The organism is Bradyrhizobium liaoningense, assembly GCF_018130955.1.
Taxonomy (GTDB): domain Bacteria; phylum Pseudomonadota; class Alphaproteobacteria; order Rhizobiales; family Xanthobacteraceae; genus Bradyrhizobium; species Bradyrhizobium liaoningense_C.
This window is the reverse complement of record NZ_JAFCJM010000044.1, coordinates 47,238-55,151: the sequence shown is the minus strand read 5'-3', so window position 1 is coordinate 55,151 and position 7,914 is coordinate 47,238. Positions and strand designations below refer to the sequence as shown.

At 64.6% G+C, this 7,914-nt stretch carries 8 protein-coding genes; 6 read left to right on the top strand and 2 right to left on the bottom strand.

Annotation, left to right across the window (positions count from 1 at the left end; translation table 11 throughout):
• Positions 1-195: 195 nt before the first annotated feature.
• Positions 196-1,542, bottom strand: a complete 1,347-nt coding sequence (locus JQ632_RS28185; RefSeq protein WP_212405905.1) for a S41 family peptidase — start codon at positions 1,540-1,542, stop codon at positions 196-198.
• Between the two features lie 292 nt (positions 1,543-1,834).
• On the opposite strand from JQ632_RS28185, the gene JQ632_RS28180 reads away from it, so the two are divergent.
• The 6 genes from JQ632_RS28180 to JQ632_RS28155 all read left to right on the top strand — a co-directional run bounded on the left by JQ632_RS28180 (position 1,835) and on the right by JQ632_RS28155 (position 7,075).
• Positions 1,835-2,968 carry an alpha-hydroxy acid oxidase gene (locus JQ632_RS28180; RefSeq protein ID WP_212405904.1) on the top strand — a complete coding sequence of 378 codons (1,134 nt, stop codon included), beginning with the start codon at positions 1,835-1,837 and terminating at the stop codon, positions 2,966-2,968.
• Between the two features lie 29 nt (positions 2,969-2,997).
• Complete coding sequence (locus JQ632_RS28175; RefSeq protein ID WP_212405903.1) at positions 2,998-3,627, top strand: HAD-IA family hydrolase; 630 nt, start codon at positions 2,998-3,000, stop codon at positions 3,625-3,627.
• A gap of 153 nt (positions 3,628-3,780) precedes the next feature.
• Positions 3,781-3,978, top strand: coding sequence for a hypothetical protein (locus JQ632_RS28170; RefSeq protein ID WP_212405902.1), 198 nt, complete (start codon positions 3,781-3,783; stop codon positions 3,976-3,978).
• 240 nt (positions 3,979-4,218) lie between these two features.
• Positions 4,219-5,430, top strand: a complete 1,212-nt coding sequence (glp, locus tag JQ632_RS28165; RefSeq protein WP_212405901.1) for a gephyrin-like molybdotransferase Glp — start codon at positions 4,219-4,221, stop codon at positions 5,428-5,430.
• Between the two features lie 175 nt (positions 5,431-5,605).
• Complete coding sequence (gene lexA, locus JQ632_RS28160; RefSeq protein WP_212405900.1) at positions 5,606-6,304, top strand: transcriptional repressor LexA; 699 nt, start codon at positions 5,606-5,608, stop codon at positions 6,302-6,304.
• A 327-nt stretch (positions 6,305-6,631) separates the two neighbouring features.
• Positions 6,632-7,075 carry a hypothetical protein gene (locus JQ632_RS28155; RefSeq protein ID WP_212405899.1) on the top strand — a complete coding sequence of 148 codons (444 nt, stop codon included), beginning with the start codon at positions 6,632-6,634 and terminating at the stop codon, positions 7,073-7,075.
• 251 nt (positions 7,076-7,326) lie between these two features.
• Here JQ632_RS28155 and JQ632_RS28150 read toward each other — a convergent pair whose 3' ends face one another.
• Positions 7,327-7,866, bottom strand: coding sequence for a hypothetical protein (locus JQ632_RS28150; protein ID WP_212405898.1), 540 nt, complete (start codon positions 7,864-7,866; stop codon positions 7,327-7,329).
• Positions 7,867-7,914 lie beyond the last annotated feature (48 nt).

Sequence of the window (7,914 nt, the reverse complement as noted above, 5' to 3'; positions counted from 1 at the left end):
CTCCCTGGAACACTGAAGCTTCGCAACCTCAGCTTCCTCGGTTCAGACCAGATGGACAACCTCCTGAGAGACCAAAGCTAGCCGAAGGCGTAACCCACCACTTCTCTAAATGAGCGGAGAACAAAGAGGTGGGTTTTACGCCCAGCGAACTGCGCTTCGCGCAGTCGCAAGGCTAACCCACCCTTACGGCTGCAACTAGTTCGGCACCGCCGCCTTCGGCGTCGGTCGCGCGGCCGTGGCTGCGTTCGCGGTCACTCCATGCAGGAAGTCGAAGGCGGCATGCAGGGCCTTGTCGTCCTTCTCTTCCGGCGGAACGTAGGATTGCGAACCGGTCTGCTCGGTGCCGTCGGCGGCGGAGAGATGGCCGCGCATCTGGGACTCGGCCATGGTGTCGATACGGCCCTTCAGCTCCGGCGGCACGTCCTGGAGGATCTCGATGTCGGGCGCGATGCCCTGGGCCTGGATCGAGCGGCCCGACGGCGTGTAGTAGCGCGCCGTGGTCAGCGCCAGTGCGCCGCTGCCGGAGCCGAGCGGAATGATTGTCTGCACCGAGCCCTTGCCGAAGGAACGCGTGCCGATCAAGGTCGCGCGCTTGTGATCATGCAGCGCGCCGGCCACGATCTCCGAAGCCGAGGCCGAACCGCCGTTGATCAGGACGACCAGCGGCTTGCCCTTGGTGAGGTCGCCGCCATGCGCGGTGAAGCGCTGGGTCTCTTCCGGGTTGCGGCCGCGCGTCGAGACGACCTCGCCGCGGGCGAGGAATGCACTCGACACCGAGACCGCCTGGTCGAGCAATCCGCCCGGATTGTTGCGGAGGTCAACGACGTAGCCGGCGAGCTTCTCCGGCGGAATCTCCTTGGAGATCGCTGATATCGCCTTGCGCAGGCCGTCGGTAGTCTGCTCGTTGAACGAGGTGACGCGGATGTAGCCGATATCGCCGTTCTCGGTGTGATAGCGAACCGGGCGCACGTGGATGATCTCGCGCGTGATCGCGACATCGATCGGCGCGTCCGCGCCTTTGCGCAGGATGGTGAGCTTGGTCTTGGTGTCGACCGGCCCCTTCATCTTGTTGACGGCCTGCTCGAGCGTCATGCCCTGAACGTTGTCGCCGTCGATCTTGCTGATCAAATCGCCGGAGAGCAGGCCGGCCTTGGACGCTGGCGTATCGTCGATGGGCGCTACGACCTTGACGAGACCTTCCTCCATCGTGACCTCGATGCCGAGACCGCCGAACTCGCCGGACGTCGTCTCCTGCATCTCGCTCCAGGATTTCTCGTTCATGTAGCGCGAATGCGGATCGAGCGAGGTCACCATGCCGTTGATGGCGCCCTCGATCAGCTTGGCATTGTCGGGCTTCTCGACATAGCTCGCCTTGACCCGCTCAAACACCTCGCCGAACAGATTGAGCTGCGCATAGGCGTCATCGCCGCCTGCGGCCGCTCTCGCTGCCGCCACCCAGTTCTCGCCTTGCGGAGAGGTCACGAGGAGAGTGAGGCACACGCCTGTAAGCGCACCGAGGGGGAACAGCAGGGATTTCCGCATGGAATGGCAAGCCTTTTTCGTTGGCGATTGGGAGCCGCCATGCAAATGGCGATCCAGTTCGTTTCTCACAATACCATTCTGGTTTCTTCAAGGCCGGGTTGAACGCGGTGGCCGTCCTTCGACAAAAACCTCTTCGTCCTGACCTAAATCTTTGGCAACGTTGGACGGCCGGTCGCACCAGGCAAGAATTGCAGCGCGCCACCCGCCCGCAAGCTATGCAATTTTGGGATGGTTTCCGAGCGCCGGACGCGATAGGCGATGGCATAAGCTCAAAGAAACCGGGAGGAGAACAATGAACGAAGCGCCCCGCATCCGGCCCAGCCGAAACGTCGAACTCGGTGCCAGCGACGAGCCGTTCCAGAACCTGCACGAGTTCATCCGGAAGGCGCGCGCCAACCTCAACCAGAACGCCTGGGACTACATCGTCGGTGCGGCCGAGACCGAGACCACGATGCGCCGCAACCGCATGGCGCTGGACGAGATCGCCTTCCGCCCCCGCGTGCTGCGCGACGTCAGCAAGGTCGACGGCTCCGTCGAGCTGTTCGGCCGCAAGATGCGCCTGCCCGTGGTGCTGGCCCCCGTCGGCGCGCTCGAGATTTTTGATCCGCATGGCGCGGCCAGCGTCGCGCGCGGCGCCGGGGCATTCGGCGCGGCGCACATGCTGAGCTCGGTGTCTGAGCCCGGCCTTGAAAAGGTCGCGCAAGCCGCCCCCGACGCGCTGCGCTTCTACCAGCTCTATGTCCGCGGCGACGACGCCTTCGTCGAGGATGTCGTCAGCCGCTCGATCAAGCACAGCTATGCCGGCTTCTGCCTCACGGTCGATACCGCCCATTACAGCCGTCGCGAACGTGACATCGCAAAACGCTATGTTCGCGAGAGTCGGCTGCGCGCTACCGGCGGCGACTACCAGAAGGGCCTGAACTGGAAGACCGTGAAGCTGGTCAAGGACAAGTACAAGATCCCGCTCATCATCAAGGGCATCGCGACGGCCGAGGACGCGCGGATCGCGCTCGATCACGGCGTCGAGTGGATCTACGTCTCCAACCATGGCGGCCGCCAGCTCGATCACGGCCGCGGCGCCATGCATGTGCTGCCGGAGATCGTCGACGCCGTGAAGGGCCGCGCCAAGATCATGGTCGACGGCGGCTTCTGCCGCGGCACCGACATCGTCAAGGCAATCGCGGCGGGCGCCGACATGGTCGGCATCGGCCGGCTGCAATGCTGGGCGCTCGCGGCCGCAGGCGAAGCCGGTGTGACGCGGATGCTGGAACTGTTGGAAGACGAGGTGCTGCGCTGCCTCGGCCTGTTGGGGGCCACCTCGTTTGCGGAGGTCGACAAGTCCTGCCTGCATCCGGCAACCGCGACGAACCTGCCCTCGGTATTCTCCGCATTTCCGCTGCTCGACATCGAGCCTTATCGGTATTGATTCCGTCGCTACTGACCTGAAAGGACGCAATGACCTCTCCCCGTCTCTCCCCCGGCAGCGCGGACGCGCTCCTGTTCGATATCGGTCGAGTCGTGATCGACATCGACTTCTCCAAGGCGATCGCTTGCTGGGCGGGACACGCGGGCTGCAAGCCGGAGGCGATCGTCGCGCGCTTCGAGCGCGGCGAGGCCTATCGGCAGCATGAGGTGGGCAAGATCAGCGACGAGGCTTATTTCGACACGCTGCGTTCAGCGCTCGGCATCGCGATATCCCATGACCAGTTCCTGGAAGGCTGGAACGCGATCTTTGCCGGAGAGATGCCCGACATTGCGCACCTCCTGCCGCGCGCCGCCAGGCACATGCCGCTCTACGCCTTCTCCAACACCAACCGCCCGCATGTGGAGTATTTTTCGAAGGAATATGCCGGTGTGCTCGGCCATTTCCGCGAACTCTATCTCTCCTCCAGCATCGGCCTGCGCAAACCCGATGCGGAGGCCTTCGATCACGTGGTGCAGGCGATCGGCGTTCCGGCCGAGCGCATCGTATTCTTCGACGACCTCGCCGAGAACGTCGACGGCGCGCGTGCGCGCGGACTGACGGCCGTGCACGTGACGACGCCCGAGGATGTCGGGAACGCGCTCAGGGCGCTCGGGATCTAGGCGGCCTACCCCCTTTTTCGCGGCGGTTCCCGGAACTTTTTGAGCAAGTATGGAACCAATCCACTCTGTGCATTTTTGTACAGAGTTCCAGGAACAGAACTCCGGGTTCGGACTCATCTATCCGTTGGGGATTTCGACAACGGACGTATCATCGTGTTGGGCAAGACCTACCTCACCAGACAAGCCTCCACCCTCCTCAAGTTCGCCAAGTCGACCTCGGATTCGGAACTTTCCGCCAAGCTGATCAGGAAGGCGGCAGATCTGAAGTCCCAGGCCGATCCGTTGCCCGATACCGATCAAAGTCTCAAAGCGCCCGACGTCGATCCGGAGGATCAAACAGGAGCGCCCTGATGCTCGCCGCGGCCTTTGTCGTGCTCGTGCTGGGAGTGGCCACCATCCTTCCGGTGTGTCTCGTGCTTAGGGTGATGGCGCCCCGGATATAGGTCGCGCCACTTCATTGACGGGACTGCACGACGGCAACGATGATCGCTCGCCGGATTTGGCGAGCGCAAGCGCCCCTTTTGCCTCCCCGCCCGCACTCGGCTAGAACGCGTGTCGCCTTCGTTCGATTTGCCATGCGGGAGCTTTGCCGTGGCCCTGATGCCGGTTTCTGACGCGCTTGCCGCGGTGCTTGCGGGGGCCGAGCCCGTGGCGGAGGAGACGGTCGCGCTCGACGAGGCCTGGCATCGCGTGCTCGCGCGCGACCTGGCGGCACGGCGCACGCAGCCGCCGCAGGCGATGTCGGCGATGGACGGCTATGCGGTGCGCGCGGCCGACGCCGGCCGGATCGACACCCAGCTCGACATCATCGGCGAGGTCGCGGCAGGCCGGCCGTTTGCCGGGGCCGTCGGCGCAGGCCAGGCGGTACGCATCTTCACCGGCGGCGTGGTGCCCGATGGCGCCGACGCCGTTGTGATCCAGGAGGACACGGTCGCCGCGGGCGGCCGCATCACCCTCAAGGAAGCCGCCCGTCCCGGCCGGCACATCCGTCCCGCCGGCGTCGACTTTCGCGAAGGCGACGTGCTGATCAGGCAGGGCACCGTGCTGACGGAGCGCCATTTGTCGCTCGCGGCCGGCATGAACTATCCCCGCCTGCCCGTCCGCCGCCGCCCCAAGGTCGCGATCCTCGCGACTGGCGACGAGCTGGTGATGCCAGGCGCGACGCCGGGCGCGGGGCAGATCGTCTATTCCAACGGCTATGCCCTGCATGCGCTCGCGCGTGCCGAAGGCGCCGACACGGTCGACCTCGGCATCGCCGCCGACACCGTCGAGGCCACCACGGCCGGCATCCGCCGGGGCCGCGAGAGCGGCGCCGACATCCTCATCACATGCGGCGGCGCCTCGGTCGGCGACCACGATCTGGTCAAGCCCGCGCTCGATGCCGAAGGCATCTCGATGGCGTTCTGGAAGATCGCGATGCGGCCCGGCAAGCCGATGATGCACGGCCATCTCGGCGCCATGCGCGTGATCGGCCTGCCCGGCAATCCCGTGTCGTCCTATGTCTGCGGCTTCCTGTTCATGGTGCCGCTGATTCGCGCGCTCGCGGGCCGCGCCGTGATTCACCACCGCCGCGAACGCGCCGTGCTCGGATGCGAGATCGGCGCCAACGATCTGCGCGAGGACTATCTTCGCACGCGTCTCGAGGAGCGCGAGGACGGCACGCTGGTCGCCCATCCCGTCAACCACCAGGATTCGTCGCTGCTTGCGAATCTCGCTGCGGCACAGGCACTTCTGGTACGCGCCCCATTCGCGCCGAAGGCCGACGCGGGATCATCGTGCGAGGTGTTGCGGCTGCCGATTTGAACGCGTCGTTGACCCTTTGCGCGCGAAGTTCTCGACGTTCACGGTAAATTAAGTAGTTGCGGAACACATATCGAACATATAGTGTCCGTTCATGATTTGTTTCGAGCATGTAGCGGCTCGCCGCTGAGTTTGGCGTCTCGGAATCGAACGACATCAACCGGGGGATTTGGTCGAGATGTTAACGCGCAAACAATACGAGCTTCTGCGATTCATCAGCGAACGTCTGAAGGAAAGCGGCGTGCCGCCCTCCTTCGACGAGATGAAGGACGCGCTCGATCTGCGCTCGAAGTCGGGGATCCATCGCCTGATCACGGCGCTGGAGGAGCGCGGCTTCATCCGCCGCCTGCCCAACCGCGCCCGCGCGATCGAGGTGATCAAGCTGCCGGAGCTGCAGGCCGCCGGCGCCAACCGCCGCGGCTTCACGCCGAGCGTCATCGAGGGCAATCTGGGCAAGGTCCGCGGCTCCAGCGCGCCCGCTGACGACGGCGAACGTCCGGTGGCGGTGCCCGTGATGGGCCGGATCGCGGCCGGCACGCCCATCGAGGCGTTGCAGACCCGCAGCCACACCATCAGCGTACCGCCCGACATGCTCGGCTCGGGCGAGCACTATGCGCTCGAAGTGCGCGGCGATTCCATGGTCGATGCCGGCATCCTCGATGGCGACATGGCGCTGATCCAGCGCAACGAGACCGCCGACACCGGCGACATCGTCGTGGCGCTGATCGACGACGAGGAAGCGACCTTGAAGCGCTTCCGCCGCCGCGGCGCCTCGATTGCCCTGGAGCCCGCCAATACCGCCTATGAGGTGCGCATCCTGCCGCCGAACCGGGTGAAGATTCAGGGCAAGCTGATCGGGCTCTACCGGAAGTATTGAGCAGGCGGCGCCTGAAAAGACGGCGCTCGCGTACAGGGACGGCTGGTGCGCTCATGAAATGAGCGGACCACTGGTCCGCTCAGGGATTGGACATGCGCCCGGCAGCGCGCACATCGCTTGGGATTGCTGATTGACGGGATGGCCGCAGAACCGTTTCGGCGCGGCTTCGTTCCAAAACCGTCAGAAAAGAATTTGTGATCGGGCGTTGCGACTGCGGGCCGCAGATTCGCCCTCAAACTGGAATATGCTGGGGTTTCCACTCTGATAGAGGCCAGCGCCTTTAGGGGGCGGGGCGCGGACTTGCTATCTCGAATGAGGAGCACTCCGATGTGTGACTACAGCCTGCATGCCGTTGCGACCCGTCCCGCGACAGTGGGCGAGACGATCGTCACGACAACCTTCCGCGGTACCTCGACGCGCGGATTTGCGTCAGAGCGCGATCTCTCGGTTGCCGTCTGCCTCTTGCCGGGGACCGAGCTCGCCTTCGCCGACAACGTCCGCTACGACAATCGCTGGATCTGGACGCGCACCATCAACTCGCGCGTCGGCAAGTTCGGCAAGGTCGATCCGCACATTCCCGATCGCCATCATGATGCGATCGAATTCCCCGACGGAAAATATGTACTGGTGACACAGCTGGTCGAAGGCCAGCGCGCAACCGTGCTGCAATTGCCGGTGACGCAGCCCATCGGCGACGAGAAGCAGCACCCGGCGACAACCGAGCAGCAAGTCGAACGTCCGGCGACGATGCCGCGATTGCCAATCGGCTGACGTATCGCTCCCTCGGCCTGCAGGTCGGCCTCCGACGGCGGCACATCGGTGTTGCCTGGAGCAGCCGGCCGCGGTGCGAGGCTCACATCGAAATGGCCATCGCCGGTATTTGCCGGCGACAAAAGGTGGCTTTGCTTCTCTTCGAGCACGGCGGGATGGCACCTGTCCGCACGAAGTTTGGGCGGCGCTGCCTGAACTTTGAACGTCCGTTCTGCCGCCAAATGACCGATGCTGATCCAAGGCTCGGGCATTCAGGCTTTGCGCAGCGGACACGCTCGATGAAGACGTTCATTCGCGTCGTTGAACTTTGGGTACCGGATCGCACGCGCACGCGTCTGGAATTTGGCGGCGGCCTCTACAGCGAAGGCCTTTCGGCGTTCAAGGCGGCCAGCGAAGGCCTGCTGTTCGCCCATGACGAGGGGCTTCCCGGCAAGGCCTGGGCCGGCGGCCACCCGGTGATCCTCACCAAATTCGCCAACTCCTACTTCAAGCGGACGGATCAGGCCATCGAGGCCGGGCTGACCTGTGGCGTCGCGGTGCCCGTGTTTGCCGGCGAATTCCTGCAGGCCGTCATGGTGCTGTTCTGCGGCGATGACGACACACATGTCGGCGCAATCGAGCTCTGGCACAACGATCCCGACGTCTCGCACGAGATGGGCCTCGTCGACGGCTACTACGGCACCGCCGACATGTTCGAGTTCAACTCCCGCCACACCAGGTTTCCGCGCGGCTTCGGTCTGCCCGGACGAACCTGGAAGGCGGGCATGCCGTTGCTCATCAAGGACCTGCACGACACCAAGAGTTTCCTGCGCTGGGAAGACGCGTCCAAGGTCGGGATC

Excerpts from the sequence above, each read along its gene's own strand:
- JQ632_RS28185 (WP_212405905.1), bottom strand. The coding sequence starts at position 1,542 with ATGCGGAAATCCCTGCTGTTCCCCCTCGGTGCGCTTACAGGCGTGTGC.
- JQ632_RS28180 (WP_212405904.1), top strand. The coding sequence starts at position 1,835 with ATGAACGAAGCGCCCCGCATCCGGCCCAGCCGAAACGTCGAACTCGGT.
- JQ632_RS28175 (WP_212405903.1), top strand. The coding sequence starts at position 2,998 with ATGACCTCTCCCCGTCTCTCCCCCGGCAGCGCGGACGCGCTCCTGTTC.
- lexA (WP_212405900.1), top strand. The coding sequence starts at position 5,606 with ATGTTAACGCGCAAACAATACGAGCTTCTGCGATTCATCAGCGAACGT.
- JQ632_RS28155 (WP_212405899.1), top strand. The coding sequence starts at position 6,632 with ATGTGTGACTACAGCCTGCATGCCGTTGCGACCCGTCCCGCGACAGTG.